The organism is [Zimmermannella] bifida NBRC 103089 (assembly GCF_001570925.1).
Classification (GTDB): Bacteria; Actinomycetota; Actinomycetes; order Actinomycetales; family Microbacteriaceae; genus Gulosibacter; species Gulosibacter bifidus.
This window is the reverse complement of the sequence record NZ_BCSP01000005.1, coordinates 1-26,192: the sequence shown is the minus strand read 5'-3', so window position 1 is coordinate 26,192 and position 26,192 is coordinate 1. Positions and strand designations below refer to the sequence as shown.

26 protein-coding genes and 1 tRNA gene are annotated in these 26,192 nt (G+C 60.7%); 6 read left to right on the top strand and 21 right to left on the bottom strand.

The genetic code is table 11. The features are described from left to right. Positions 1-7: 7 nt before the first annotated feature. The 3 genes from ZBI01S_RS05515 to ZBI01S_RS05505 all read right to left on the bottom strand — a co-directional run bounded on the left by ZBI01S_RS05515 (position 8) and on the right by ZBI01S_RS05505 (position 3,282). Complete coding sequence (locus ZBI01S_RS05515; RefSeq protein ID WP_066057549.1) at positions 8-499, bottom strand: prepilin peptidase; 492 nt, start codon at positions 497-499, stop codon at positions 8-10. A gap of 155 nt (positions 500-654) precedes the next feature. Then, positions 655-1,980 (bottom strand): RNA 5'-3' helicase PhoH2, encoded by a 1,326-nt coding sequence (gene phoH2 / locus ZBI01S_RS05510; RefSeq protein ID WP_066057802.1) that lies wholly within the window; start codon positions 1,978-1,980, stop codon positions 655-657. A 513-nt stretch (positions 1,981-2,493) separates the two neighbouring features. Continuing rightward, on the bottom strand, positions 2,494-3,282 hold the full coding sequence (locus ZBI01S_RS05505) for an isoprenyl transferase (RefSeq protein WP_066057546.1): 789 nt from the start codon (positions 3,280-3,282) through the stop codon (positions 2,494-2,496). Between the two features lie 36 nt (positions 3,283-3,318). On the opposite strand from ZBI01S_RS05505, the gene trhA reads away from it, so the two are divergent. After that, positions 3,319-4,053: a PAQR family membrane homeostasis protein TrhA gene (trhA, locus tag ZBI01S_RS05500; protein ID WP_370664369.1), complete on the top strand. Its 735-nt coding sequence runs from the start codon at positions 3,319-3,321 to the stop codon at positions 4,051-4,053. Between the two features lie 174 nt (positions 4,054-4,227). Here the strand turns inward: trhA and ZBI01S_RS05495 are convergent, their stop codons facing one another. Then, positions 4,228-4,515, bottom strand: a complete 288-nt coding sequence (locus ZBI01S_RS05495) for a hypothetical protein (RefSeq protein ID WP_066057543.1) — start codon at positions 4,513-4,515, stop codon at positions 4,228-4,230. Next, entirely contained in the window at positions 4,515-5,381 is an 867-nt protein-coding gene (gene mca / locus ZBI01S_RS05490; protein ID WP_066057540.1) for a mycothiol conjugate amidase Mca, read from the bottom strand. The genes ZBI01S_RS05495 and mca overlap by 1 nt, the downstream gene beginning before the upstream one ends. 91 nt (positions 5,382-5,472) lie before the next feature. Between mca and ZBI01S_RS05485 the strand changes: the two genes are divergently transcribed. Then, positions 5,473-5,859, top strand: coding sequence for a DUF4307 domain-containing protein (locus ZBI01S_RS05485; protein ID WP_159421413.1), 387 nt, complete (start codon positions 5,473-5,475; stop codon positions 5,857-5,859). Between the two features lie 86 nt (positions 5,860-5,945). Beyond that, positions 5,946-6,431 (top strand): transcription elongation factor GreA, encoded by a 486-nt coding sequence (gene greA / locus ZBI01S_RS05480; RefSeq protein ID WP_066057534.1) that lies wholly within the window; start codon positions 5,946-5,948, stop codon positions 6,429-6,431. 139 nt (positions 6,432-6,570) lie between these two features. Here greA and ilvA read toward each other — a convergent pair whose 3' ends face one another. The 4 genes from ilvA to ZBI01S_RS10180 all read right to left on the bottom strand — a co-directional run bounded on the left by ilvA (position 6,571) and on the right by ZBI01S_RS10180 (position 10,954). After that, a complete protein-coding gene (ilvA, locus tag ZBI01S_RS05475; RefSeq protein ID WP_066057531.1) occupies positions 6,571-7,827 on the bottom strand; it encodes a threonine ammonia-lyase in 1,257 nt (418 codons plus the stop codon). 200 nt (positions 7,828-8,027) lie between these two features. Further along, positions 8,028-9,266, bottom strand: coding sequence for an AI-2E family transporter (locus tag ZBI01S_RS05470; protein ID WP_066057529.1), 1,239 nt, complete (start codon positions 9,264-9,266; stop codon positions 8,028-8,030). Then, on the bottom strand, positions 9,266-9,838 hold the full coding sequence (locus tag ZBI01S_RS05465) for a LemA family protein (protein WP_066057526.1): 573 nt from the start codon (positions 9,836-9,838) through the stop codon (positions 9,266-9,268). The genes ZBI01S_RS05470 and ZBI01S_RS05465 overlap by 1 nt, the downstream gene beginning before the upstream one ends. A gap of 9 nt (positions 9,839-9,847) precedes the next feature. Next, the gene (locus tag ZBI01S_RS10180) at positions 9,848-10,954 is read right to left on the bottom strand and encodes a DUF1801 domain-containing protein (protein ID WP_083524543.1); all 1,107 of its coding nucleotides are present in this window, start codon (positions 10,952-10,954) and stop codon (positions 9,848-9,850) included. A gap of 87 nt (positions 10,955-11,041) precedes the next feature. On the opposite strand from ZBI01S_RS10180, the gene ZBI01S_RS09950 reads away from it, so the two are divergent. Both ZBI01S_RS09950 and ZBI01S_RS05450 read left to right on the top strand, forming a co-directional pair. Continuing rightward, complete coding sequence (locus ZBI01S_RS09950) at positions 11,042-11,476, top strand: hypothetical protein (protein ID WP_083524542.1); 435 nt, start codon at positions 11,042-11,044, stop codon at positions 11,474-11,476. Beyond that, entirely contained in the window at positions 11,424-11,756 is a 333-nt protein-coding gene (locus ZBI01S_RS05450) for a dihydrofolate reductase family protein (protein ID WP_083524541.1), read from the top strand. The genes ZBI01S_RS09950 and ZBI01S_RS05450 overlap by 53 nt, the downstream gene beginning before the upstream one ends. A gap of 73 nt (positions 11,757-11,829) precedes the next feature. Here ZBI01S_RS05450 and ZBI01S_RS05445 read toward each other — a convergent pair. From ZBI01S_RS05445 to ZBI01S_RS05410, 8 genes are all read right to left on the bottom strand, one after another. Then, positions 11,830-11,906 (bottom strand) — tRNA-Leu (locus ZBI01S_RS05445). A 69-nt stretch (positions 11,907-11,975) separates the two neighbouring features. Then, on the bottom strand, positions 11,976-13,397 hold the full coding sequence (locus ZBI01S_RS05440; RefSeq protein WP_066057518.1) for an NAD(P)/FAD-dependent oxidoreductase: 1,422 nt from the start codon (positions 13,395-13,397) through the stop codon (positions 11,976-11,978). 112 nt (positions 13,398-13,509) lie between these two features. Then, positions 13,510-14,049, bottom strand: coding sequence for a DUF501 domain-containing protein (locus tag ZBI01S_RS05435; RefSeq protein ID WP_245610545.1), 540 nt, complete (start codon positions 14,047-14,049; stop codon positions 13,510-13,512). Then, positions 14,046-14,576 (bottom strand): FtsB family cell division protein, encoded by a 531-nt coding sequence (locus ZBI01S_RS05430; protein WP_066057516.1) that lies wholly within the window; start codon positions 14,574-14,576, stop codon positions 14,046-14,048. The genes ZBI01S_RS05435 and ZBI01S_RS05430 overlap by 4 nt, the downstream gene beginning before the upstream one ends. Positions 14,577-14,725: 149 nt before the next feature. Further along, positions 14,726-16,018: a phosphopyruvate hydratase gene (eno, locus tag ZBI01S_RS05425; RefSeq protein WP_066057513.1), complete on the bottom strand. Its 1,293-nt coding sequence runs from the start codon at positions 16,016-16,018 to the stop codon at positions 14,726-14,728. Between the two features lie 145 nt (positions 16,019-16,163). Beyond that, positions 16,164-17,468: a histidine--tRNA ligase gene (hisS, locus tag ZBI01S_RS05420; RefSeq protein ID WP_066057794.1), complete on the bottom strand. Its 1,305-nt coding sequence runs from the start codon at positions 17,466-17,468 to the stop codon at positions 16,164-16,166. 109 nt (positions 17,469-17,577) lie between these two features. Beyond that, positions 17,578-18,270: a PIG-L deacetylase family protein gene (locus ZBI01S_RS05415; protein ID WP_066057510.1), complete on the bottom strand. Its 693-nt coding sequence runs from the start codon at positions 18,268-18,270 to the stop codon at positions 17,578-17,580. 339 nt (positions 18,271-18,609) lie between these two features. Next, positions 18,610-19,260 carry a nucleoside triphosphate pyrophosphohydrolase gene (locus ZBI01S_RS05410; protein WP_066057507.1) on the bottom strand — a complete coding sequence of 217 codons (651 nt, stop codon included), beginning with the start codon at positions 19,258-19,260 and terminating at the stop codon, positions 18,610-18,612. A 22-nt stretch (positions 19,261-19,282) separates the two neighbouring features. On the opposite strand from ZBI01S_RS05410, the gene ZBI01S_RS05405 reads away from it, so the two are divergent. After that, the gene (locus tag ZBI01S_RS05405) at positions 19,283-19,798 is read left to right on the top strand and encodes a hypothetical protein (RefSeq protein WP_066057503.1); all 516 of its coding nucleotides are present in this window, start codon (positions 19,283-19,285) and stop codon (positions 19,796-19,798) included. Between the two features lie 5 nt (positions 19,799-19,803). Here ZBI01S_RS05405 and ZBI01S_RS05400 read toward each other — a convergent pair whose 3' ends face one another. The 4 genes from ZBI01S_RS05400 to ZBI01S_RS09525 form a co-directional block, all read right to left on the bottom strand. Next, positions 19,804-21,393 carry an N-acyl-D-amino-acid deacylase family protein gene (locus ZBI01S_RS05400; RefSeq protein ID WP_066057498.1) on the bottom strand — a complete coding sequence of 530 codons (1,590 nt, stop codon included), beginning with the start codon at positions 21,391-21,393 and terminating at the stop codon, positions 19,804-19,806. 6 nt (positions 21,394-21,399) lie between these two features. Beyond that, the gene (locus tag ZBI01S_RS05395; RefSeq protein WP_083524539.1) at positions 21,400-22,902 is read right to left on the bottom strand and encodes a Na+/H+ antiporter NhaC family protein; all 1,503 of its coding nucleotides are present in this window, start codon (positions 22,900-22,902) and stop codon (positions 21,400-21,402) included. A 23-nt stretch (positions 22,903-22,925) separates the two neighbouring features. Then, a complete protein-coding gene (locus ZBI01S_RS05390) occupies positions 22,926-24,218 on the bottom strand; it encodes a type III PLP-dependent enzyme domain-containing protein (RefSeq protein WP_066057495.1) in 1,293 nt (430 codons plus the stop codon). Between the two features lie 176 nt (positions 24,219-24,394). Further along, entirely contained in the window at positions 24,395-25,957 is a 1,563-nt protein-coding gene (locus tag ZBI01S_RS09525; RefSeq protein ID WP_083524538.1) for a PucR family transcriptional regulator, read from the bottom strand. Positions 25,958-26,192 lie beyond the last annotated feature (235 nt).

Genomic DNA, 26,192 nt, shown 5'->3' with positions numbered 1-26,192 from the left:
CCTCATTTCAGTCTAAGCCAGCCAACTGACCGGCTGGCACCGCTGCACCCAGCAACACCCCGGCAATACAAATCCAATACCCAGCAAGCAAGAATGGCCCGAATGCAATCTCGGTATCGCGATTTCGGCCCCGGCAGAGCAGCACGATCGCGGCCAGCCCACCGAGTACGAATGCCAGGAGCCCTGCAGCGAGCACCGCATCCATGCTGAAACTGCCCAGGCCCACCGCCAGCGGAACCGCGAGCTTGACGTCACCCATCCCAAGCCCCGCAACCGCAGCCAGCAGCCCGAACACCGCGAGCGCGACTCCCCCGGCAACGGCCATGGTCACCGGAAACGCACCCAACCACATCCAGTCAATACCGATTGCGCCTAGCGCCACCAGCCATCCGGCAAGCGTCCACCGGTTCGGCAGCCGGTGTTCGCGCAGGTCGGTGCGCACCAGCGGCACGGTGGCAATGGCGGTGTAGGCGACGAGGCACCAGGCTCCGGGGGTCATGTGGGCAAGATAGCGAGTGGATGCATCCCCGCACGCAAGTTATCCACAGTCCCGTTCCCTACCGGCGCGGGTTCGCGTACATCGCCCGCAGATACGCGAACGCGGGGCGAACGATTGCCTCGCTGCCCCGCGTCGCCACCGCCGATCAGGCCGCGTTACGCAACCTCGTAATCTTCCAAGAGTTCGGTCACGAGCGCGGCGATGGCACTGCGCTCCGAGCGGGTGAGCGTGATGTGGCCGAAGAGCTTGTGCCCCTTGAGCGTCTCGATGACCGAGGCGATGCCGTCGTGGCGGCCCACGCGCAGGTTGTCACGCTGGGCAACGTCGTGGGTGAGCACGACCTTCGAGTTCTGGCCGACGCGCGAGAGCATCGTGAGCAGCACATTGCGTTCGAGCGACTGTGCTTCGTCGACGATCACGTAGGCGTCGTGGAGCGAGCGGCCGCGAATGTGCGTGAGTGGCAGGATTTCGATGAGCCCGCGGTCGGTGATTTCGTCGATGACGTTGTCGGAGACGATCGACGAGAGCGCATCGTAGACGGCCTGGCCCCATGGGCCCATCTTCTCTTCCTGGTCGCCGGGCAGGTATCCGAGTTCTTGGCCACCGACGGCGTAGAGCGGGCGGAAGATCATGATCTTGCGCTGCAGGCCGCGTTCGAGCACGTTTTCGAGTCCGGCTGCGAGCGCGAGGGCGGACTTACCGGTTCCGGCGCGACCTCCGATCGAGACGATGCCGACGGTCGGGTCCATGAGCAGGTCGATGGCGAGGCGCTGTTCGGCTGAGCGTCCGTGGACACCGAATACGTCGCGGTCGCCGCGCACGAGTTGCACGGTGTTGCGGCCGGATACGCGGCCGAGTGCCGAACCGCGCTCGGAGTTGATGATGAGCGAGGTATTAACCGGCAGCTCGGCCACCTCGTCGGTGGTGAGGGTTTCGGTTTCGTAGAGCGCCGACATGGCTTCGGCGCCGAGGTCGAGCTGCGCGGTGCCGGTGTAGCCGGTGTCGCGAGCGAGCTCGTGGCGGTACTCATCGGCACTCAGACCAATCGCTGAGGCCTTGACGCGCATTGGCATGTCTTTGGAGACGACGGTGATGTCGCAGCCTTCGTCGGCGAGGTTTGCGGCAACGGCGAGGATGCGGGAGTCGTTGTCGGCCAGCTGCATCCCGCTTGGCAGGATCTGCTGGTTCGAGTGGTTGAGTTCGACGCGGATGGTGCCGCCGAGTTCACCTACGGGAACGGGCAGGTCGAGACGGCCGTACTTGATGCGGAGCTGGTCGAGGAAGCGCAATGACTGGCGTGCGAAGTACCCGATCTCTGGGTCGTGACGCTTCTTTTCGAGTTCGGTGACGACGATGACGGGGATGACGACTTCGTGCTCGTCAAAGCGGAACATCGCGCGCGGGTCGCTCAAGAGCACCGAAGTATCGAGCACGTAGGTGCGGACCTTTGTGTCGGCGCCCGTTTGCTGATCGACGTTGATCTGGTCGTCGGGCGTGAACTCGGGGCGGTTGTCCGGTGAGATGTTCGCGGTTTCGAACTGGGTGGTGGTCACAATTTGCTCCTCGCCGAACAGCGAACGCTGTTCGTAGCTGGTGTGCAAAACGGCCACATTGGGGGGCGTCGAAACGAACTTATGTGGCCGTTTCGATCAGGTTCGGAACCTGATACCTGCAAGCTATCGCGAGTGACCAGAAAGGTCGGTGCAATTCCGGTCGGTACGCGGATGCATTTACGTAACGTTCACTTGGCCCGAAAGCAGTGTTGCTGGTGTTACTAATGTGACTAAAGTGACGCGATTTTGGCGGTGAGTTTACCGTTCGCTAACCTGCCGCGTGTCGCGCCGTGACCTGCCGCAAACCGCTGGCGGCCACATCCCACCAACATGCCGCCAACATCCGGCCGTATCCATCGCCCTAATTGTTGCGATGCGAGGCAGCGATGCGCATATCGCGTTGCCGCCGCAACTGGCAATAGTTGACGCGAACGCCCCGGTCTACTTGCCGTAGCGGCGCTCGCGACGGTCGAAGTCGCGCAGCGCTCGCAAAAAGTCCACTTCGCGCAGGTCCGGGCCGAGCGCCTCAACGAAGTAAAACTCGGAGTGCGCCGATTGCCAGAGCATGAAGTCGCTCAACCGCTGCTCCCCCGAGGTACGGATCACGAGATCAGGGTCGGGTTGCCCGCCGGTGTACAGGTGCTCACCGATGAGTTCCGGGGTGAGGGTGTCGGCCAGCTCATCAATCGAGCCGCCGCCGTCAGCGTGCGAGCGCACGATGGCGCGCATGGCATCGACGATTTCATTGCGCCCGCCGTAGCCGATGGCAAGGTTCACATGCGGTCCTCGGGCGGATGCGGTGGCTTCGGTTACGCGGCCAAGAGTTGCGGCAAGCTCTGGGTCGAGCCCGTCGCACGAGCCCACGTGCTGGATCTGGAAGCGACCGGCCGCCGCAATGTCGCTCGCGAGACCCGCGATGATGCGCTGCAGCTGGTGCAGTTCTTCGGAGTCGCGGCCAACGAGGTTATCGCGCGACAGCAAGTACAGCGTCACGGTGCCAATGCGTGCGCGATCGCACCAGCGCAAGAACTCGATCATCTTGGCGGCACCGGCACGGTGACCGGCAGCCGCATCCTGCAGCCCGAGCTGCCGTGCCCACCGACGGTTGCCATCAATGATCATGGCAACGTGCGTGGGCCGTGCCTGGGTGCGTTGCAACGAGTCCCAGAGTCGTCGCGAATACACCCGGTACACGACACGGGGAATACGAACGGCAAACTTGGGTTTCACATCCGCAAATCTAGTGCACGACGTATGCTCAGCGCTGTGACTGCTTCGAAATCATCAGATGCGCAATCAACTCGCCTGCCCGACGCTGCGGCGGAGCATGCGGCGCATCGCGGTGAAAAATTTCTTGCCGTAGCCAAGCCGCTGCTGCGCGGTTGGCTGCACTTGGGTGCCACCCCGATCGCGGTGATCATGGGATCGCTGCTCTTGCCGTTCGTGCACACGTCACGAGCGCTGTTCGCGGTCACGCTGTACACGCTCTGCTCGGTGGTGCTGTTTGGCATGTCTGCGCTGTATCACCGCTTCGATTGGAAGCCGCACACCAAGGCGATGCTGCGCCGCTTCGACCACGCAAATATTTTCTTGCTGATTGCCGGCACCTACACGCCGTTGGCGTTGCTGGCGCTGCCGCCCGAGAAGGGTTGGGTGCTGTTCTGGTTGGTATGGGCGGTCGCGCTCGTTGGCATCGTGTTCAACGTGCTGTGGATTAGCGCGCCGCGGCCGATCTATCTGGCGCTGTATCTCGGCACTGGCTGGATCGCGGTCATGTACCTCGGTGACCTTCTTGATGCATCCGTGGCGATGATGGTGCTGATTCTTGTTGGCGGCCTGATCTACACGGCTGGCGCCGTCGTCTACGGCATGAAGCGCCCAAACCCTTGGCCGAACCACTTCGGCTTTCACGAGATCTTCCACTTCGCGACGGTGGCCGCGTGGGTGTGCCACTGGGTCGCGATCCTGCTGATCGTGCTGAACCCGGTCGTGGGCGGCTAGTTCCCCGGCCCAGACGGTCCAACCATGCAACGGCAACGACCGCGTGCAACAGCTAGCAAGCCCAGACAGCTTGCAAGCCCAGACAGCTAGCCAGCCCAGTCGGCTAGCCAGCCCAGACGAGAGACGCAGAGCGCACGTTTCTGGCTAGGCTTGCCGGCTCACGCCTGGTCCGGTCTAGCGGGATGCGTCGGAGTCGGTTTCCGCAGTCGTGTCGGCAGCAGCATCCCCAGCGGCAGCAGCTTCAGCTTCGGCTTCGCGCTCAACACGTTCACGCACGTCATAACGGGCGTTAGCGCGAGTCGACTGGCGCATGAGGCCCATGGCGATCAGACCCACGGCGAGCATCAGACCGATGGTTGCGAAGAACCCCGCTGGGCCCGGCGTAACGTCAACCGGGTCAAAGGCCGGCGTTGGTGACGGTGTCGCGCTAGCGGCCAGGTACAGGGCATCAACGAATCCCATTACTGCAGTCCCTCCTCGAGAACGCCATTGAACAGGTCGGTCTCGGGCAATTCACACTTGACTCGTGAGGCCACGAGTTCATAGTCATCATACGGATACGCCACCGCTTCGAGTTCTCGCGGGTAGGCGAAGAAAAATTCGTGGTCGGGTGCAACCTGGCTGGCGTGGGCAAGCAGTGCCGCGTCGCGGCGTTCCAGGTAGTTCGCGATAGAGATCTGCGTGGTCGGCGTCGATTCGCGTTCCATCATGAAGTTCAGCGCCGCTTCCATGCGCTCGGCAAGGTGTTCTTCGGGGTGCTGCGCAATGTGTTCGAGCAGCGACTTCGCCCGCACCTGGTTCATCGTGCGGTCGTAGTACAACTTCTGCGGTTCCCAGGGCTCGCCGAGTTCGGGGTAATTCGTGTTCCCGGCAAGCTGCCAGGCGAGCATCGACACCTCGTGGGTGCGAATGTGGTCTGGATGCGGGTATCCCCCGTTTTCGTCATATGTCACCAGCACGTGTGGCTTGAATTTACGAATCAACCGCAGCAGCGGACGCACGCTCATTTCGAGCGGGATGCGCGCAAAGCAGTTCGGGTGCAACACACCGTCTTCGGGCATCCCCGAGTCAGCGAACCCCAGCCACCGGTGCTGCACGCCAAGAATTTCCTGCGCCGCAGCCATCTCCAAGCGTCGCAGCCCGGCAATGTCACGCTCGGCGTGAGCACGCGCATGCACCGCAGAGTTGAGCACGTCGCCGGCTTCACCGCCGGTACAGCTCACGATCATCACCTCGGCCCCGGCGTCAACATACGACGCATAGGTTCCGGCTCCCTTCGACGATTCGTCATCGGGATGCGCGTGGATCGCGAGCAGGCGTAGCGCCACTGTGGTCTCCTTAACGGTGAGCGATGCATCCAGCCAGGTCGGGTACGGCTAGGCTGAGGGCAGTACCTATTGAGCTTAGAGGGATGGTTCAGTGTCTGACCTTGATAACCGCTACGGGCGTAACCGTTCGACACATTTGCCGCAGTGGCTGGTATGGGTGGTCGTCGGCATCATGACGCTGGGCGTGCTGTATTTCTGGTTCAGCACCATGCTCTCGCCAGGTGCATCCATCGAAACCCAGACCGGGCGCTTCAACGTCATCTCTGATGCTGAGGTCGAAGTCACTGCCCGCGTCTCAGCACAGCCGGGCACGGCACTCGCGTGTGTCGCCGAAGCCGAAAACCGCGTCTCGACCACGGTTGGCTACAAGGTCGTCGAGCTCGAGCCGGTGGATCACCAGCACCAAACCGTCACCGTAGTATTGCAAACCACGCAGGCGGCCGACACCGCGATTATTGAAGAATGTTGGGTTCGTTAACCGTCGTAATCGGTACAACCCGCTATAATCGCAGTATTAAGCCCTGACGGTGGTCGGGGCTTTGCTGTATATAAGGAGCAATTACCATGACCACTTCCGAACCCGTGTGGCTGACGCAGGCTGCCTACGACCGCTTCGCTGAGGAACTCGAATGGCTGACCACGACGCGTCGCGTCGAGATCGCCAAGGAGATCCAGGAGGCACGCGAGGACGGCGACCTGAAAGAGAACGCCGGTTACCACGCTGCGAAGGATGAGCAGGGTCAGATTGAATCGCGCATCGTCGAGCTCGAGGCACTCCTGAAGACCGCTGAGGTCCGCGAAGCGCCCGAGGCTAAGGGCGTCGTCGAACTCGGCACCGTCGTCGAAGCAACGATCGCCGGCCGCCCACAGAAGTTCCTGTTCGCCAGCACCGAGCTCGCGAGCGAAACGGACCTGCGCGTGTTCTCGCCAGAAAGCCCGGTCGGTAAGGCCATTGAAGGCCTCAAGATTGGCGAAAGCGCCACGTACCCGGCTCCGAACGGCAATGAGATCGAAGTGACCATCACCGGCGTCGAAACCTTCCGCGCCTAACGAGGCACTGCATCCGCAGACCGGTAATAACCAGAACGAAAACTGGCGCCGCTCCCCCGTTGGGTGCGGCGCCAGTTTCGTATTGGCGCAGGGTTTCTTAACGCAAACTTGCGGCCCGGATGCGGATGCCCGCGCCAGGTTACGGCGTCGCGTTCCGGTCCACCCGCGGGTCGTATCCGGCCGCTCGCAACGCGGCGAGCACTTCTTGGGCGTGCTCGGTGCCGCGAGTTTCGACCGAGATGTCGAGCTCGACATGCGTAAGCTGCAGCGCCTTGTTGTGGCGAGTGTGCAGCACTTCGATGACGTTGGCGTTAATGTCGGCGAGGATCGTTGAGATTCGCGCCAGGTGGCCCGGCACGTCGTGCAGGGCGATGTTGAGCTTGAGGTAGCGATCCGATGCGGTCAGACCCTGAGCGATGACCTTTTCGAGCATCATCGGGTCGATATTGCCGCCGCTGAGCACGGCAACCGTGTTGCCCGAGTCCTTGACGTGGCCGGCAATGATCGCCGCGACGGTGGTCGCGCCAGCAGCTTCAACGACAAGCTTGCCGCGCTCGAGCAGCAGCAGAATTGCGCGCGCGATCTCGCCCTCGGTGACCGTGACGATCTCGTCAACGTAGTTCTTCACGAGCTCGAAGGTGAGTTCGCCCGGTTCGGCAACGGCAATACCGTCGGCAATCGTTGCGCGCGCTTCAATCTTTTGGCGTCGTCCTTCACGCAACGACACCGGGAACGGCGCCGAATTCGCGGCCTGCACGCCGATGACGCGAACGTTTCGACCCGCATCCGCTGCAAGCTGCTTCAATGTCGACGACACACCTGCGGCGAGCCCACCGCCACCGATCGGCACGATCACCGTGTCGATTTCGGGCAGTTGGTCGACCAAGTCGAGTGCGAGCGTGCCCTGACCGGTGATGACATCCGGGTGGTCGTAGGGGTGGATGAATACGGCGCCGGTTTCGGCGGCAAACTTCTTTGCGCCTTCGAGCGCTTCGGCGACGTTGTTGCCTACCAGTTCGATATTCGCGCCGTATGACTTCGTGGCTTCAAGCTTTGGAATCGGCACGCCAACGGGCATGAAGATCGTTGCCGGGATGCCGAGTTCGCGCGCCGCAAACGCCACACCCTGCGCGTGGTTACCAGCCGAGGCCGCAACGACACCGCGAGCACGTTCATCCTCGCTCAACTGCGACAAACGGTACGTGGCACCACGAATCTTGTACGAACCGGTGCGCTGCATGTTTTCGGCCTTCAAGAACACGGGGCTGCCGATGTATTCGCGCAGGAACCTGGCCGAATCCAGTGGCGTTGTCGTCGTCGTCTGGCGCACAATCGCACGCGCCTCACGGACATGCTGCAGCGTGGGAACGAACGTCAGGTCGGGAGTTTCAGTCACTTGCGATTGCTCAATTCATTGCGTTGAAGTCAGGGGCGGTCGGTGCGGCTACGCGGGGCGGATGCGCCGACCAGTGTGTGGAGATCGCCAGGAAGACGATGGTGGCCGCGTACTGACCGTGATTTGCGATGCCGGCTACGGCAGGGGGCACGGCAGGTTGGCGGGGATGCACGGGCAGCGGGATGTGCTGCGCGGTCTCGCTAGGCCCGGGGTGCTGGCGTATCGGGATCTGCTGTGTGTTTCGCCTCAATGTGTTCGGCGATCGCTTCAATTTTGGCACGAATCGGTGACCGAACGGGAACCCGGTACCGATCTTCGTCATCGCTCAGCCCGATTGTGGGGTCGGGATCGTCTCGCCACTTGCCCGAGTTGATGTACTTGACCATCACCTTGATGGCGGCAACCAGCGGTACGGCAACCACGGCACCGGCGATGCCGGCAAAGATCGAACCGGCACTCACCGAGAGCAGCACAGCCAGAGGGTGCAGCTGCACGGCCTGCCCCATGATGAGCGGCTGCAAGATGTTCGCTTCGATCGCCATTACCGCGACCACGATCACCAGCATGATGAGCGCGTTCACCAGACCGTTTGCAACCAGAGCGATCACCACGGCGAGCGCACCCGACAAGAACGCACCGATCAGCGGCACGAACGCGGCCAGGAACACGATAATGCCGATCGCGAGCGCGTAGGGCACGTTCAGGATTACCGCACCGATGAAGATACCGATCGCGTCAATCAGTGCCACAACAACCTGCACGCGCACGTACTGACCGGTGGAGATCCAAGCACGCTCGCCAGCCCCATCCACCGCAGCACGGGCAGCCTGCGGGAAGAATGAGACGACGAACAGCCAGATACGGCGACCGTCGAGCAGATAGAAGATCACGGCGAACAGCACCACGACCGAGCCGGTGAGGATCGATGCGACCGTGCTACCGGCCGAGAGCGCGGATTGCAGCAGCGTGCCGCTGTTTGTTTCGAGCCACTCAATGCCCTTACTGAACCACTGGTTCAGCTGGTCTTCTGAGACCTTCAGCGGGGTGGTGTTGACCCAGCCGATGAACTCGTCGTAGCGGGCCCGCAGCATGGTGAAATCGAGCTGGTGGCCGGTGCGGAAAGCGACCAGCGCCAAGTTGATGAGCAGCCCCACACTGGCGAACAGTGCGATGAGTGCGGCAACGAGCGCCAAGCCCTTCGGCCACTTCCAGCGGTTGCGCAAGAAGTTCGTCAGCGGTACCAGCAGCGCCGTGATCAGCAGCGCCACGGCCAGCGGGATCACGATGATCGAGGTGTGGCTCAGCAGCCAAATGATCGGCAGGGCGCCGATGACGATGACGATCCAGCGCCACGACCAGGCGGCGGCAATGCGCACCGGGCGCGAAACGAGGTCGGCTTCGGTTTCGTGACGTGCTGGTGAGGATTGCGTTGATGCCATTAGAACTGCACCCGCGGCGGCTCAGCGATGGCGGCACGGTCGGCGACCTCAAAGAATTCGCGCTGCGAGTGGTTAAACATGCCCGCCAGCATCTTGTTTGGGAAGCGCTTGACCGACGCGTTGTAGTCGCGCACGCTGCCGTTGTAGCGGCGACGAGCGGCCTGAATTTTGTCTTCGGTCTGCACCAGGTCACTCTGCAGGTGCACAAAGTGCGAGGCACTGGTGAGCTGCGGGTAGGCCTGGGCCACGCCAAAGAGCGCGCGCATCGAACCCTGCAGGCGGTTCTCGGCCTCGGACATCTGCGTCGGTGACGAAGCGCTCAGCGTTGCGGCACGAGCCTGGTCGGCATCGGCGAAGGCACGGTTGTTGCCATCGGCGTACTCGCGCACCGCCTCGGCAAGCCCCGGAATCAGATCGGCACGGCGCTTCAACTGCACCTGAATTGCATCCCAGTCTTCATCAACACGGTTGCGTTTCTTGCTGAGGATTCCCCGCGTAACAAAAACCCACGCGATGAGCGCAACAATAACAACAGCGATAGCGACGAGAATTGCGATTTGTGCCGGTTCCATAGCGGCAGTCTAACTATCGAATGCGGCGAACTCGGCCAGTTTGCCTTTCCAGTAGGACCGCCACGCAACAACCTCATGCTCTTGGACGATCTTGTCCTGCTGCACCTGCATGACGGTGCGCGGCGACTCGGCGGATTTGGCACGAAAATTCACGACCGTGCGCGACCCATCGGCGAAGGATGCACGCCAATACCGCCACGTGTCGGTCGCGCTCACCGTTGGGTCACCCTCACGCGCTGACACCGAGTCGCTGTCAGCGTCGCGCATGAACTCCTGCCAGCGCTGCCACAGCGCATCGAACTCCCCCGGCAGCGTCTTCGACGCCGACACCGAGAAGTTGCCATCGCAGCGCTGACCGGGCTTGCGTCGACCGGTCTGCTGCTCGTAGGCGATCGTCACGTGCTGCGCCCACCAGTCGGGATTGCTGCATTCGCCGTGCTCACGAATGTGAGCGGCCGCGTGCTGCGCGATCTGTGTGTGATCGAGTTCGCTGGCACCGATTTGTGCAAAGAATGCCAGCCAGTTCGGCCAGCTGATGCCCGTAGCGGCCTCGGCGGCTTGATTGTTTGCCGGGGCGGGTTCGTACGTGGTGTCGCGGCGCGACGACTCGGCGCGGGGTGGGTTTGCGGAAGCAGCCGGTTTGGTGGATGCGGTGCCGGAACGATCCATGCGGTCGGCGCGCGGGGTGGGGTCGGCGTGACCGCGTGCATCCAACTCCCCTGCCCGCTGCCAGCAGCGAACGAGCATCTCGCGCAGCACGTCGAGGTCGATATCGGCGAGCTTGTTTACGTACAGGCACGAGACGGCCGTGGTGTGTTTGCCGAGCCGCTCGAGCAGGTCGGTGTAGTTCGCCAGCCCGTCGATGAAATAGATGCTGAGTTTCGCTTTGCGCGGGCTAAAGCCGATGCGCCCGGTCGTGCCGGTGCGACCGTTGGCGTAGCGGTAGTGGTATTCGCCAAAACCGATAATGCTCGGTCCCCACATTTGTGGTGCTTCGCCCGAAATCTGGCGCATCATGTCGATCAGTACGTCGGCTTCGGGTTGGCGGCGTTCGGGTACCGTCGCCAGGAATTCGGCAACCGGTACAGAGGTGGGCTGCAGCACGGGTTCGCTCATGGGTTCAGGCTAGCTGCGGTGCCCCGGCTGGCCCTGGCAGCCCGCTCTCGACAGCTAATGCACGGCAGCACGCCATACGCTTGCGGTATGCAACTTTGGGAAATTCCGGCCGATTGGCATGCACAGCACCGCAGCAGCGATTGCGCCTATCGAGTGCGGATGCGCGTCAGTCACGCCGCGGACGTCTGGACGGCGTTGACGAATGCCTGGCCGATGGGATCGGATGCCGTGCTGATCGGCGGCGCGTTCATTCGCCCGGTCGGCGATGACGCATTCGATGTCGTGAGTGCCGGTGAAGATGCCCTGGATTCGCTCGACATGGCGCTCAATGAAGCCCTCGGCGATGCCGTTGCGCGTACCGCGAATAACGACGCCGACGCAGGGGCGCCCGAGGTCGATCCGATTGACGCCATCGACACGAGCTCGGAGGCGTCGGGCAATCACGCGACCGTGATCGAAGCGCTGCGCTTTGACACGACCGACGAACTCTTTGCGCAGCTCGCGGCCGCGACCGACGACTAGCCCAGCGCGCACGGCCATCCGAGGTGACCTGCTGGATTTCGTGCGCGAGCTCAAGTCACGGCCCGGCGGCGACATTGCCGTACAGGGTTCAATGTCAATCGTGCGCCAATGCGTTGAAGCGGGGCTCATGGATGCGCTGACGCTGATTATTCATCCGGCGCTCGCGGGGTCCGGTGGTCGCCTCTTTGACGGCATCGCTCCCACTCGGTTGTCGCTGGTCGATGTGCAGCGCACCCAGAGGGGCAACATTCTCGCCACCTACGGACCGTTTGCCGGCTAGTTAACCGAGGTACTGCATCCCGGAAACTCGCTGATGGGCTGGACGATGTATTCGTCCAGCCCATCAGTGGTTGTGGTCCCCCGAGCGGGACTCGAACCCGCAACTGCGCGATTTTAAGTCGCGTGCCTCTGCCAATTGGGCCATCAGGGGAAAGTGTTGCCGCCGCATCCAATGATACGGCGGCAACAATGAGGTCCTTACGCTACGACGCGGCTAGAACTACTTCGACTCGGCCGCAGGCTTGTCTGCAGCCGGCTTCGCTGAGGCAGCCTTAGCGGCCGGTGCAGCCTTGGCTGCTGGCGCGTCCTTTGCAGCAGGTGCTGCCTTTGGACGTGCCGCAAAGCGCTCGAAGAACGCCTTAGGCTCGCGCACCTTGCTCATCGACACGAAGTCGCGGCCGAGTACGAGCTGACCAGCCCAGCCGCCGAACACACGAATCTTGCGCTCGTAGGTTGGGATTGCGGCGCCGTGGTAGCCGCGGTGCATGAGCCAAGCAAGCAGGCCGGTGATACCGGTCTTGCCCGACTGGAACGCACCCGACCACATGCCGAGACCGGCAACCGCGCCGGCGTTCTCGTGGTAGTAGTCGGTCGGTGCGTCGCCGCGAAGCGTCGCGATGATGTTGTCGGCAAGTACGCGTGCCTGGCGAACGGCGTGCTGTGCGTTTGGAACGCAGTAGCCGTTGACGCCACCGCCCGAAAGGTCGGGCACTGCAGCCACGTCACCGGCGGCCCAGGCGTCTTCAACGATGCCGTTGTCGCCTTCGATGCGCAGGTCGGCGCGGGCGCGTACGTTGCCGCGCTCGTTGACGGGCAGGTCGGTGAAGCCCTTAACCAGCGGGTTGGCCATCATGCCGGCAGTCCAGACGATGACGTCGGTCGGGAACTTGTCACCGTTCGAGGTCTCAACAACACCGTCAACAGCCGAGGTGCACTGGGTGTTGAGGTGCACCGTCGCGCCGCGCTCTGCGAGGTGCTTGATGACCCACAGCGCGGTGTCTTCCGAAACCTCAGGCATGATGCGCGGAGCTGCCTCGATGAGGTGGAACTGCACGTCGTCGAACTGCAGCGACGGGTAGTCGGCCAGCAGCGAGGTGGCGAGCGAACGCATTTCGGCGAACGCTTCGATACCGGCGAAACCGCCACCAACAACAACGAAGGTCAGCAGTCGGCTGCGCTCAGCGCCCGGTGCCATGGTCGAGGCACGGTTGAAGTTGTCGATCATGGTGTCGCGTACCCAAACGGCCTCTTCGATGTGCTTGAGACCGACTGCGTTCTCGGCGATACCGGGGATCGGGAAGGTGCGCGAAACGGCACCGGCAGTCACCACGACAACGTCGTACTTGAGGGTGTAGGCGTCGCCGGTTGCTGGCGTAATCGTCGCGGTCTTCGACGCGTGGTCAACCTTGCTGACCTCGGCCGTGATGACGCGAGTGCGCTTGAGGTGACGACGGTGCGACACGACTGCGTGACGCGGCTCAATCGAGCCCGACGCAACCTCCGGCAGGAATGGCTGGTAGGTCATGTACGGCAGCGGGTCAACCAGGGTTACCTGCGCCTCGCCCGGGTTGAGCTTGCGCTCAAGGCGTCGTGCGGTCTCGAATCCCGCGTATCCACCGCCAACGATCAGAATTTTCGTCACGCGTTTACTCCTCTTACTTGATACAAGTCGTGCTGTAGCAATCTGAATTAGCTTAAACCCGGGCGTTGAACCGAACCTCATGGTCGGTGAACTTTCCACCCGCGGTATGGGGTTACGGGGTCGCGCCGGGGCCCGGATCCTGGCACTTGCAGACGTTTGGGCTCCACGCCGAAACGCGAAGTGCCCAGTCACCGATCGGGTTGATACCGGGACCAGCGGCGAGCGCGTGGCCTGCCAGCGCGTGCAGGCACTTCACGCGAGTGGGCATGCCGCCTGCGGTTACGTGCGCGATCTCTTCGACGTGGGCGATCGCTTCGCGCTGTGCCAGGTACGTTTCGTGAGCACGCAGATACTGTGCTTTGAGCTCTTCGTCGCTGGCCAATGCATCCTGCATTTCAACCATGAGGTGCGCGCCTTCGAGCCGCGACATTTCTGCGGTGGCTTCGGGATGCGTCAGGTAGTACATGGTCGGGAACGGCGTGCCGTCTTCAAGGCGCGGCGCGGTCACCACCACGACCGGGTTACCGCAGATGCAGCGCGCGCCAATGCCGAGCACACCGCGAACCGGGCGGCCAAGCTGCTGCGTGATGACCTCGAGGTCGCGTTCGGTTGCAGCATCATGCGTCATTGTGCCGGGGATGGGCTGATTCATTGGTCTCCTTGCGGCGCGGTGGATGCGTTTGGGTCGGTCTTACCGTCGATTGGTTCGTGTGGTGCGCCAGCGGTATCCGCACCGATAAGCGAGTCAACGTACAGCGCGACCGGGTCGGCCTTTGTCTCGTGCACTTCGGCCGAGAGATCTGCGGGTACATCGACCTGTTTCGAGCGGCTCGAGTCGATTACGACATAGGTCGTGTCGCCCGGCTGCACGAACAGCAGGCGTCCGCGGGCTTCTGCGCGCACATAGGCGGGGTCATTCCAGCGGGCGTTGTCGGCCTTGATGCGATTGATGTCTTCGTTGGCCTGTTGAATATCGCGCTCAATTTGCGCGATCTCTTGCCGCTGGCTGATGACTCGTTGCACGGTTGGTGCCAGGATCATGACGCCCACAATGAGTGCGATGAGCATGAGCATCGATCCGCCGGTTGGGCGCTTTGCGACGATGCGGCGTTTTGGGCGCACGGATGCGACCGGTCCCGTTTCGGTACCGGTTGGCTGCTCTGCTGTTGGCCGCTTCATTCTGTCTATTGTCGCGCGTTTTGTCGGGATTGCGCACATCACGCACGAGGTTGTGGCAATTGGGAGGTGGCGTGACCGAACCCGACACGTCGAAAACGGCGGGCCGAGCGCAATTGCTCAACCCGCCGCATCCGTGAGTGCGCTAAGGCTTAGGCCTCTGGCAGCTCGTAGCGAGGGAAAGCCTCGGCACCGGCGTAGCGAGCTATCGAACCGAGCTCTTCTTCGATGCGAAGGAGCTCGTTGTACTTGGCGACGCGGTCGGTACGTGCAGGTGCACCGGTCTTGATCTGGCCGCAGTTGGTGGCAACAGCCAGGTGCGCGATCGTGGTGTCTTCGGTCTCGCCCGAGCGGTGCGAGAGCACTGCGGTGTAGCCGTTGCGCTGGGCGAGCGACACTGCATCCAGCGTCTCGGTGAGGGTACCGATCTGGTTGACCTTCACGAGGATCGAGTTAGCAACGCCGATTTCCAGGCCCTTGGCGAGGCGCTCTGGGTTGGTTACGAACAGGTCGTCACCAACGATCTGCACGCGGTCACCGATGCGGTCGGTGAGCTCGGCGTAGGCGTCCCAGTCTTCTTCGGCCAGTGGGTCTTCAATGGTCACGATCGGGTAGTCGTTGATGAGCTCTTCGTAGAAGTCGGTCATCTCGGCGCCCGAAAGTTCCTTGCCTTCGAACTTGTAGACACCGTTTTCGAAGAACTCGGTCGAGGCAACGTCGAGGCCGAGCACGATGTCGCGGCCGAAGTCAAAGCGAGTCTCGCCGATGGCTTCCTTGATCAGGTCAAGTGCCTCACGGGTCGAGTCAACGTGCGGGGCGAAGCCACCCTCGTCGCCAAGACCGGTCGACAGGCCCTTCGACGAGATCGTCTTCTTGAGCTGGTGGTAAACCTCGGCACCCCACTGGAGGGCTTCGCGGAAGGTTTCGGCACCGATCGGCAGGATCATGAATTCCTGTACGTCAACGCCCGAGTCAGCGTGTGCACCACCGTTGATGATGTTCATCATTGGCACCGGCAGGATGTGTGCGTTCACGCCACCGACGTAACGGAACAGCGAGATGTCCATCGACTCTGCAGCAGCCTTGGCGGTTGCCAGCGAGACACCGAGGATAGCGTTCGCACCGAGGCGTGCCTTGTTCGGGGTGCCGTCGAGTTCGATGAGTTCGGCGTCGAGCTCACGCTGATCGGTTGCGTCGAAGAGTTCGAGCGCTGGGCTGATCTCGTCAGCGATGCCCTGAACGGCCTTCTCGACACCCTTACCGAGGTAACGGTCAGCGTCGCCGTCGCGGAGTTCGTACGCTTCGAACGCACCGGTCGATGCGCCCGATGGCACAGCAGCACGAGCCATCGTGCCGTCTTCGAGGGTTACCTCAACCTCAACGGTTGGGTTTCCGCGCGAGTCAAGAATTTCGCGGGCGTATACGTCGGTAATGAACGGCACCATGGGCTCCTCTTTAGGTAGGCAACTGCGTTGTGCATGGTCAGTCTAACGACCGACCGGGTGAAAAAAGTTTCGGAACTCCCGGGTATTTTGCCCCGTCAGGGTTACGTGTTTCGGGCGTGGGTGTTTCGTGGTTTGGATGCGCGGCCTATGCGGGCGATTCGAGCGTGAGCGGCTCGAGTGTGAGATCACCGGCAGCGTCGCGCGCGTGCACGACGTGCGTGAAGCCCTCATCCACCGCGCGTTGCAGCACGTTACGGACGTTCTTTGGTCGCTTTTCAACGCGCACGCGACGGCCGTCAGCGAGCAGGCGCTGCTTGATCGCCATGACATCGGCCACGGGCATCTTCTTGTCGACGAGCACGATCACCGCTTCGCCAGCGGCGTCTTCGGATTCGGCAACGAGGTCGACGATTCGTTCAAACCCAATCGAGAACCCGCAAGCGGGCACTTCTTGTCCGAGGAAGCGCCCGATCATGCCGTCGTAGCGACCGCCGCCCCCGACCGACGAGCCAGACTCGGGGTGTGCGGCTTCGAAAATCGTGCCGGTGTAGTACCCCATACCGCGCACGAGCGACGGGTCAAAGACCATTGGCGTCACCATGCCACCGGCAGCGGCGGCTTCGGCAATTTCGGCGAGGGATGCGGCGGCTTCGCGAGTGCCTTCGCACTCACGCAGTCCTTCGGGTAGCGACTCGAGCACGTCGCCGAGCGCGATGCCGTTTTCGAGGGCCGGCGCCCAACCTTCGAGCGCCTCGCGAACGCGAGCGGCCGCATCCGCATTTGTTTCAGCAAGTTCGGCGACCACGCCGTCGACACCGATCTTGTCGAGCTTGTCGATGGTGATGAGTGCTTGCGCACACTCGTCGGCGCTAAACCCGGCCCAGTCGAGCAGTTCGTTCAGGATGCGGCGGTCGTTGACGCGGATCGTGCAGTTGTTGAGCCCGAGGCGGTTGAGTGCGTCCGACGCGGCAACCAGCAGCTCGGCTTCGGCGATGTTCGTGGACTCCCCCAGGATGTCGATATCGCACTGCACGAACTGACGGAAGCGCCCCTTCTGCGGGCGTTCGGCACGCCAAACCGGGCCGATTTGCAGCGAGCGGAACACGCTCGGCAGTTCTCCGCGGTGGGTCGCCATAAACCGAGCCAGCGGCACCGTCAGGTCGAACCGCATCCCGAGGTCGCTGAGCGCGAGCGGGTCGGATGCGTCGGCCGCAGCCTGCAGCACCGCCTGGTCGAGGCCGCGGCGCATGACCGCGAACGACAGCTTTTCGTTGTCGCCGCCGAGGCCCGAGTGCAAGCGGGCCGAGTCTTCAACGACGGGCGTTTCGATCTCATCGAATCCATGCGCCGCATAGGCCTCGCGGATGGTGGCAAGCACTCGTTCGCGACGGCGTTTGTCGGCTGGCAGGAAATCGCGCATACCGCGCGGCGGATTGATCTGAGTAGCCATGCCTTCCATTATGGCCGCTGTCGCAGCCACCTCGAACCATCCAGGCAGCCTCGCGCCGTCCGCCCCGCCTCGAACCATGCAGGCAGCGCGGTGATGTTGGCCGTGTTTGCTAGAGCGCCGTGAAGTACTCCGGTACCGGCGCGGGTGATTCGGGCGCGTTCACGAAGTATTCGGTCTTGAACATCGGCGCGATCATGATGCGTGGCAGTTGCATGACCTTCGCGAGAATCTGCGAGAGCCGGTCGGTACCTCGCGAAAGTTCCGCGACCGCATCCCATTTCTTGGGCACGTGAGTGAGCGGGTTGATGCGGTAGTCGACTGTCGATTTGGTGGGCAACGAGTCGAGTACTTCGTTGTCAATCGGCGTCGAGCGGCCGAGCATCTTCGCGAGGGTGTGCGCCTTGCTGAGCATTTCGCGCGGGATCGCCGCGTTCACCAGGGCGGCACCGCGGGATGCGGCAAATTCCGTTGCGATTCGGTGCGCAAGTGCGTGCGTGGGCTCGAGGTCGAACCCGCCCTTGTCGTAACCGAGCACGAGCGAAATGTCCGTTTCGTCGGCCAATAGTGTTTCGAGCTCGTCAAGAGCAGATTCGGGAACGTTGCAGGCCCCGCCCGGTGAGAAGGCATAACCGAGCGACTCGACTCGCGCTGCACCCAGGTGCTCGCCAATTTCGGCTGCCGGATCGCCGGTCAGCGTTACGATCACGACTCGCTGGCCTGCCTCGGCAAGTCGTGCGAGCGTGCCGCCCGTGAGCAATGGAATACCGATGGTGGATGCGTGCAGTGCGAGAACGGTCGACATTTGGGTCCTGCCTCTGGGTCGTCGCCGTGAGCGCCACGGCGGGGAACGAGATTCACGCTAACAAACGGGAATTCATGAAACCGACGGCCGCAGGTCATTCGCGTTCATTAATCTGAGCCCAGATGTATTTGCACTAACTACGTCACCCAGCCGTGACTGCGATGGAAGCCGGTCACGCTCATGACGAACACGTGTTGGGCATCACCGTGGGCGCATTCGACACGACCACCGACGGAGCCCAGGCCCAGCGACGTGCCGCTGTGGCCAAGCTCGTTCCCGGTTCGATGACCGAGCGGTTTACGTGGTTGCGTACGCCAAGTCGCTGCAGGAGTCGACCAACTAGTTGCCGGCAGCCTGTTCGGCTTCGCGGATGCGTTCGGCGTGGCGGCGGACTGCTCGGCGCAGTGCCGCTTCAGGGTCGATGCCGGCGGCCCGCGCGGCGCTCACCGAGTTGAGCAGCGCCTCACCATAGGCGGTCTCGGCGTCATCGGCTTCGACAATTTCGTCGTTCGGCGCGCTCACCCCGACTTGCTCGCCCTTGCCGATGACTTTGTCGGCAAGTGCGAGTGCGGGCATGCCGAACGCGACGCCGTCGAGCACCGAGGTTCGGTGCTGTTTCTCTTCGGCTTTGGCTGCGTGCCACAGCTCGAGAATCTCGGAAATTTCGCGAGTCGGGTTGGGCCCGAAGACGTGGGGGTTTCGCCGCACGATCTTGTCGCGAAGCTCCTGCAGCACGTCATCGAGCGTGAATTCGCCAGCGCGTTCGGCGAGCTTCGCGTGAAAACAGACCTGAAACAGCACGTCTCCGAGCTCTTCGCGTAGGTCTGCCGTCCTGCCGGTCTCAATCGCGTCGACCAGCTCAGCCGATTCTTCAATGAGGTACGGCAGCAGCGTTTCGTGGGTCTGCTCTTCGCACCACGCGCATCCGGTATCGCCGAATAGTGCGTCGACGGTTTGGGTGAGGGCTTGCCACTGCTGCGATTCCTGCATGGATGGAGGTTAGCCTGAAGCCATGAATGAACGTACGCTGCGCCCGGTTCCGGCGAAGACCTGGTTGATTGTGCTGATTGCGGCGGTCGTGTCGGCAACCGCAATCGCTTGCTCTCGACTGTTCGGTACCGATCCGCATGCTTCAGGCGCACTGTTCATTCCTCTGCTTGCGGGGTTCGTACCGGTGGTCACTTGGCTGGTCGCAGGTGTGGCGTCGAGCATTGTTGTGGTGCGCCGCTGCCGCGACCGGCAATTGGCTCGGCAACTCCCCCGCGGCTGGTCAAAACGCACCGTGCCCGCGTTTGGGTGGATGCTCGTTTGTTTCGCCGTTGCGTGGATCGTGGTTTATGTCGTGTGGACCACGATCGACGCGATGACGCACTCGTTGGATGCGGTAAACGTCGTTCCCCGCAATCTCGCGGTGGCGTTCGGTTTGGTATTTGGCCCGGGCATCACGGCCATGGTGCCGGCAGTGATGATGTCCTCGAGCTCAACCGACGTCGGCAACTACGAAGACGACGAACCCCGCGAGCACTAGGGCTGCTAGAGAATCCGCCCATGGCGCTCACCGGTGATTTTTCCGTCGACGACGGCTTCCTTACCTGCGATCCAGACACGGTCGATGCCAACCGCCAACTGCCACGGGTCGTCGAAGGTTGAGGTGTCAGTAACGCGTTCCGGATCGAACAAGACAAGGTCAGCGATATTGCCGGGGCGGATTTGTCCGCGGTCTGACAGTCCGATTCGCTCTGCTGGCTGCAGTGTCATCTTCTTGACTGCCGTTTCCAGGCTGATGATGCCCAGGTCGCGACTATAGTGCCCGAGCACGCGCACGAATGTTCCGAATGATCGCGGGTGAGGTCGCCCGTCGCCCTGACGTTTCATCTTCCACCCATCGCTCGCCACAGCGACCAATGGGTGTTTGAGGATGAACTCGACATCAGAATCGGCCATCGCGTGATTCACGATCGCAACGCCTGCTTGGTGGGCTTCCAGAACACGCATGGCAGCTTCTTCAGCGCTACATCCTTCATTCGCACCAATTTGTGTCAGCGAAAGTCCGATAGACGAGATGTAATCGCGGTCGCCGGCTGCTGGTGCCAGGCTCGCAATCAACACTCCATCGGGGTCGACATCCCGGCCGAATCGGGCACGCAGTCCGCTGGCAATTGCGGCTCGAGATTCTTCATCGGCAAGTTGAGCCAATAAACCGGCCTTGCCCCCGTCAAGTGCAAAACTCGGCAACCTCGAAGTTAGCGTCGTGCTGGACGCGGTGTACGGGTAGACGTCAACGGTGACATCTACGTTGCGGTCGCGAGCTTCTTCCACCAGCTGCAGGGCATCACGCGGCTTGCCGTGATTCTCTGGCCCCATTGCCTTCAGGTGTGAGATTTCGAGTCGAGCGCCCGCCCGTTCTGCTGTGTCAATCGCTTCAGCGACTGCTTCCAACAGTTTCCCGGACTCGTTGCGCATGTGCGTCGAATAGAGCAATCCGCACTCCGCCGCAGTCGACACCAACGCGATCATTTCTTCTTTCGAAGCGAATGATCCGGGTGCGTAGATCAATCCGCTAGAGAATCCACGCACCCCAGCTTCTGCAGCGCGCCGAATTTCTTGCTGCATTTCTAGAATCTCGGCATCTGTTGCGGCGCGTTCTTCGTCGCCCACCACGAAATGCCTGAGCGAGGACAACCCGAGTTGGAGCACCAGGTTGATTCCGGGATGAACCTCATCGGTTGCTTGAACGTATCCGGCAGCATCGACCCAGTCTCCGATAAACTCCGGGTCGAAATGGGACTTGTCTCGCTTGATTTGTGCGATCGAATCGATCGGGAACGGTGAAGAGCCACAGTTTCCTACGAGGGCTGTTGTCACGCCTTGTACAAGTTGTGTTTCAGCCGCTGGGCCGCCGTGAATGGTGAAATCGGCGTGTGAATGCAGGTCGATAAACCCAGGGGCCAAGACATACCCTTGCGCATCAATTCGTTGATCAGCTTGTGCAGCGTTGCGACCGTCGGGCTGGCCGCGCCAAACGTTCTTGATACGGTTGCCATCAATTTCAATCGCGCCATGGAATCGCGAGCTTCCCGTGCCATCAATAATTGTCGCGTTGTCAATGAGTGTCGTTGCCATGTCTCATCACCTCGTTTGGAAGAACAGCATCGTGAAGTAGGTGACCGTTACCGGAATGAGCACCAGCCATCCGGTAATCATCATGTTCTTCAGTTGTTTTGATCGTGCCAGCCCCATGACACCCATCATGTTGCCGTTCGGGAATGGCCCGTATGTGTCAGCCTTCGAAGCAAACAGCAGAACGACCGTCCAGGATGCCGCTGAAACTCCCATCGCTGATCCGAGACTGCCGAAGACTTTGTCGAGCAAGACCACCTGTGCCGCGGTAGCGCCTGGCACACCGACCCATCCGAGCAGCGCGATAATGATCGTGAACACGAACGGGCTCGTGCTTTCCAGCTGTTTTCCGTAAGTATCAAGGATGTAGTCAAACGGCGCGAGCAAATCAATGATCTTGAAGAGCGCGCCAAGCATCCAGAAGAAAATGAAGATACTCACCATTGACGAGCAGCCACGGTAAATGGCCTGCAGCAGTTCTCGGACCGGCTTGCCGCCAGCGATTCCGGTAACTACTGCCAAGGCAGGTAGTGCGAGCAGAGGGAATGCCGTTCCCGCCGAAGCGATTGTCGCATAAACAACCGAGATCAGGAGCGCGAGCAAGAAGAATGTCGTTGCGCGCCCAGCGTTGCGAAACTCACTCGTTTCCACATAACCAAGTTCAGATTCGCTGTAGAAATCATTCTTGAATTTAGTCCATTTTTGCATCCACAGTACGACCGGGACGCCCACCACGATGGAGATAATGGCAATTGGCCCGGCCCCATAGAGCAAGTATTCGAGGTACGAAACCTCGGCTGCTTCCATGATCGCGATATTCGAACCGGCAAATGGCGCCAACGCAAGCCCAGCACAACCACCAACAAACATCATCGCGGCGGTTGCAGAGCGAGTGTAGCCCGCACGCCCAGCGACTGGAATAAGAATTGGTGCCGCAATAGCAATCGCACCGACCAACGTTCCGAGACTCGCTACCAAGACGAGGCAAGCCATCATGATGCCGAGGATGAGCGTCACTTTGCCTCGCGAACCGAATACACGCATGACGCCAGAAACGATTCGTTCCGCGGCTCCAGTCGTTTTGAGCACCTCCCCGACTCCGGACCCCAGCATGATGATCAAACCGATCATCGTAATTTGGTCACCGAGCGACTCACCCAGAAGTGTGGTGATGTCAGTGACGCCCACCTTGCCAAGGATCGCTCCGGCCGTGATCGCTACTACTGTTGCGATCACGATGTCCATTCCGAGCAAAGCAAGCGCGGAATACAGCAAGATCGGCAGCAATCCCCAGAGGCTTGGTCCGTCGGTAACGAACGCACCAACAATTGCCGAGACGATTCCGGTTATGGCAAGACCTATGATGATCTGCTTACGGCCTTTGCTTACTTCCTGTTCATAAGCGTTGCTTGAGCTTTGAGTTTCTTCGTCGACCTGCGGCAGAATCTCATTTGGCCGGGTCGTGTCACTTACGTATTGAGGGGTCTGTGAAGCTTCGTTTTTCGGCACCATTGCCGTCTCCTTAACGAGTTTCGCTACTGGGCTGCCCCAGCAGCATGAAGCAGTTGCTCCAGGGTTTCGGGGGTTCTCAGGGTCCTCCACTGCAATGCATCACCTGCAAGTGAATGCATAAGCACCGCGGGCCGAGGTAACGCGTTATAGCTGTAGTGATTGGAAAAGTAGTAGGCGCCGGTGTCGTGGACCGCGATTAGGTCACCCTGTTTTAGTCGCGGTAGCGACCGTTCACGCGCGATCATGTCACCGGCAAAACAGCATGGGCCGCCAATGTCTTGGGTGATGACTTGGTCGGTCTTTAGTGCGCCCGTCGGGTCATGAGCGCTCACTCTCAGAGGCCAAGATTCTGGCATGAAAACGGTTCGGGTAGCAATTTGAGCACCCACGTGCGAAATTGCAATCGGCCGACCACCGGTGGTCTTCGTGTATTCAACTCGCGAGATCAAGCATCCACTCTTAGCGAGAATTGCGCGACCGAATTCCGTCACGATCGTTCGTCGGCCATCAAACAGATCTGGTACAACATGATCGAGCACCGTCCGGTATTCATAGAAGTTTGGTGATACTTCATCGCCATCGAAGTTCACGGGCAATCCGCCACCGATATCGATATGGGTGATGCGCGGACGACCGCATGCCTCATCGATTGCGTCAGCCAGCTCAACAAGTTTCTTGATCCCCTGCGCCATCTGCTCCAGGGAGATTCCTTGTGAACCGCTATGGACGTGCAACTGGGTGAGCCAGGGACGCTGCACGTACGCCTCCACAATTTGGGAATACATGCCCGCATCTTCAATGCCGACACCAAACTTTGACGTTGACGTCGCAGTACTCATTGGCCCAATTCGCCCCGCACCTGACTGGGGGTTAATACGAAACCCGATTCGAGCCTTTGGTGAATATTCCGCTGTCAGTTCGTCCAGACGTTCGAGCTCTTGAAAGTTATCAACGTTGATGGCAATTCCGAGTTGCAGGGCGTTGCGCAACTCTGCGATGGTCTTTGCAGGCGAATCAAATACCATCTGTTGTGGCTGAAATCCCGCAGCCTGGGCCATAGCAAGCTCGCCCGGACTGGCAACTTCACACCCGAGCCCGGTACCGTGCAACACCTTGAGTAGCGGGATCAGCGTTGCCGACTTGGTGGCGATGGTGTGTAGCGTCTTGCTCGTTCCCGAGAAGGCGTGATTAAGCTCCTGCACGCGTTCTTGAATCGTATCCAGGTCGACAATTCCCACAAGTGGTTGCTCGTCATCGATAAGCCCCATTGCCGCAATCTCACTGATCGCGCTGGCCCGTCGTTGCGCCATGCCCATGTCGTTCGCTCCCTCGCGTCGTTGCAGTTGGTTAGAGCCTACGGACGCGATGCACGCTCATCGTCTCAAATTCCAAGAACTTCAACGAGTTCAACAGTGCTTTCCTAGGGAACGGCTCAACTAAAGAACCGGCTTCGTACGTTTGCCCAAGGTATCGACGATTCATTGGTGGAAAATTAGACAAGCTCCAGCTCTTGGAGCAGCAGCCCCAGGTTTAACGCAGTTAACGTGTTGCGGTCATGAAGTGAGCCGCCGATAAGTTCTTCAATTCGGGCAAGTCGGTACCGCAAACTATTGCTGTGGATGTCTAGGTCACGTGCGGTGTCCGTCAACTTGCCGTCATGCTGACAGTAGGCGCGAAGCGTCTCAACAAGTTGGGTTTGTTTCTTTGCATCGTTGTCGCGAAGAGGCTGCATCAACCGAGTGATATCACCCCATGTCTCTCGGTCAGCACTTCGCAACATCCTCGCCAGAGCCAAGCCAAAGCGATAGTCCGAGGCCATAACGACATCGTTGAGTCTGCCTCCTCGCGAAACACTGCTCACCGCAAAAATGTCTGCAGCTTCCCGCACCAAGGTACGGATCTCATTAGCCTCGCCCATGCGACTTACTGCGATGGGACCGTCAAGGTGCAGTCGCGCTAGCCCAACCGCAGTTTGATCCAGAAGCTCCTGAACCTCGGGTTCTTCGCGCCCTCCAGAACTCTTAACTTGTAACAACGCCACTTCCGTTGATGCATCCGCAAGAAACCAAGCATTTTCGGCCAGTCCACGTACTGAAAACCGGGCCTTTGCTTGTCGGTGTTCTTGTTCCAAACGTGGCCATTTGACAGCACAAAACAATCCATCACCGGGCACCCGCAATGCTCGCATTGCCGAGCCGATTTCCTCAGTCCCAGTAAAGAGTTCGGCGATGATTTGCTGTTGCCGGCCATGCTCGAGATCTGCCGACCAAGCATCACGGATCATGAGTTGTGCTGCGATTCGTGATGCGTCCCGAAAGACTTGTTGTATCTCTGTCATTCGAGATTCGGCCACTTCCGTAGCCCAAATCGACCCGATCAAGTGAGACTGTGCACGAACTGGCATCACGACACGGGCTGGCGCAGATTCAGTCGCCGGACGAATCACGAGGTCCTCTGCTGTTCTCAGACGAGCAAGAAATCCAGTTTCTTCAAGCTCCATGATTCGCCATTCAGGCACCCCGCGACTGAGAATGGTTTGCCGACGAATGTCATCAGTCGTGTGCGATGTGGCTGAATATGCTAGGAGTTTTCCTTGCGCGTCTTCGATAGTGATTGAGCTTCCCGAGATCTCAGCCAATGAAGCGGCTAATGCCATGAGCGAGTCTGCACCTGGTTGACCCGCTCGATGTGACGCACCAACCTCAACCAGTTGACTTGTCGTGAGAAAGAGCTCGCTCCAGCTAACCCACGGAGCTTTTGCCAAGACGATCGAATCTTGGAAATCTTCCTCAGCCTGTGACAGATCCTTCTCGCTGACTACCACGACTGTAGGCAAACCGGCAGCGGCCACTGGAGTTGGTGATCCAGGCAGGATCGGAGCGAGATAGATGACGCCCTCTTGCGCTTCGCCAGGTTCTCCTCCGAGCAGTTCAACGCGCTCGAGAACGATCTCACGAACGGTGAGTTCTAGGACATGTTGTGGGCTCAGTAAGTGCCCTCGGAGGGTTGCAAGTAGTCCTTCAAGCGTGAGCGAAGCGGGCTGCAAGTCTGGCATTACCCAACCCTAGCCATTGTCTGAGTGGCAACTCTGTGACATTTGAAAACACGTGCCCGGTGAAATTCGTTTGAGAACATCATACGTTCTGAGTGCACCCGTTCCCCATTGAATGACTTCACAAACCTCATACCCTTGGTGCTGAAGTGGCACGATTCCTCGAACAGAGTTGCCAACACATAGCGAAGGAAGGCCACTATCCTCGAATCCCAGCAATCTGCACAAGCAGAATTCG